This window comes from Megasphaera sp. UPII 135-E (genome assembly GCF_000221545.1).
In the GTDB taxonomy this organism is placed as follows: Bacteria; Bacillota; Negativicutes; order Veillonellales; family Megasphaeraceae; genus Megasphaera; species Megasphaera hutchinsoni.
In genome coordinates, this window is record NZ_AFUG01000012.1 from 1 (window position 1) to 1320 (window position 1320).

Annotated in this window: 3 protein-coding genes; all 3 read right to left on the reverse strand. The window is 32.3% G+C overall.

Annotated elements, in window-relative coordinates; all coding sequences use genetic code 11:
- Window positions 1–137: 137 nt before the first annotated feature.
- Entirely contained in the window at window positions 138–557 is a 420-nt protein-coding gene (locus HMPREF1040_RS02535; RefSeq protein WP_007392354.1) for a Panacea domain-containing protein, read from the reverse strand.
- 131 nt (window positions 558–688) lie between these two features.
- On the reverse strand, window positions 689–847 hold the full coding sequence (locus tag HMPREF1040_RS08090; protein WP_007392355.1) for a hypothetical protein: 159 nt from the start codon (window positions 845–847) through the stop codon (window positions 689–691).
- Window positions 831–1320 (reverse strand): hypothetical protein (locus tag HMPREF1040_RS02540; protein WP_007392353.1); only part of this gene is annotated, 490 nt, incomplete at its 5' end. The genes HMPREF1040_RS08090 and HMPREF1040_RS02540, both read right to left, overlap by 17 nt.

Here is a 1320-nt window from a genome sequence, read left to right on the forward strand (position 1 = left end):
CACTCTCCTTAAAGAAAAATAGTCACATTTCCTCTTCTTCACTTATTTCTTTATACATATCATATAAGGGACTCCTAAACCAAAAATTAGTAATCCGCGGAGTTCTTCACTTTTCTTATTTTCTTCGCTAAATTCCATTAACCAATCTCCTTAAGTAATTGTATAGAAATGGTAAGATAGTTCCCTTCTCCGTTTCCATATACATGTTTCCATGCTTTTTCGGGATCGTGTGTATCTTCAACCAAATCCCAGGGAGACACGGCTCTTTTATTCGTTACAATATCATCAATCACATTTTTATGTAGAATATTTTCTTGTATATCATAAGTGGAAAAAATAGGCATAGCACCAAATCCACAGAAATAATAATACACTTCTGGGACAACCGGACCAAATTGCCATGCTTGAATTTCATCGGGAAAAGCAACTTGGTTAGTATTTTTCAAAAACCATACTTGAATATAGTATAAAATTTTTTGTAATTGCAAATTACTGATTGAACAATTATCCTTTGTGCATTTAGTCACAATATATTTTACTAAATCAAGTGCCTGCATGACAATCACCTCCTATATAAATTACATTATTGTTATATCTTCTATTCATAGAATATGATTTTTTCAAGTAGGTGACAAGCCCCAAAAGAGGAGAAGAAAAAACCACCACACTCATTTCTGTGTGATGGCTTTTATTTCTTTATAAGATAATCCTCACGTTTAAACCTATCTTCGGAATTATCTTTTTCAGCTTCTTTTTGAATTGCAAGTCTTTCCTCTTTTGTTAGTTCTAAAAATGAGCTATCATCTTGTTCTAAATAACGTTTTTTATTTTTATTTGAATTTTCCATATTTAAACCCTCCTTCCTTATTTCCCCACTTATATAATTTTGTCAAGGCATATTCTTCAGCTTTACTTTTTAACGGATAAATCTCTTTAGCATCATTATACAGATTTCTATACAAACTTTCAATATCAATACTTCTGTCAAAATCGTGGATAATTCTCACGCTGCCATCATGCCCTATAACTACGCTTGCAGCTATCATATCGTTTTTAAAACAGGTCTTGATGTCGACAAAAGAGAACCGTCCGCCACAGGGATGATTGTGAACCAATACAATTTTCTTCCCCGATAAGATAATCTTTTCATATTGTTTTTTATTAAAACTGCTTTTTAAAATACCTTCCGCATCTGAACGAGCTAATATTTCTCCTGTTCTCACGTCTAAGGCGGAAACAATTTCGTTTGCTTTTCCGTTCATTTTATTCAATATATAAATAGCTTCTTTATGAAGAGAATCCTGTACTTGTTTAGGATAA

What these genes read in the sequence shown, in the direction of transcription:
- HMPREF1040_RS08090 (WP_007392355.1), bottom strand. Translation starts at nt 847, where the DNA reads ATGGAAAATTCAAATAAAAATAAAAAACGTTATTTAGAACAAGATGAT.
- HMPREF1040_RS02535 (WP_007392354.1), bottom strand. Translation starts at nt 557, where the DNA reads ATGCAGGCACTTGATTTAGTAAAATATATTGTGACTAAATGCACAAAG.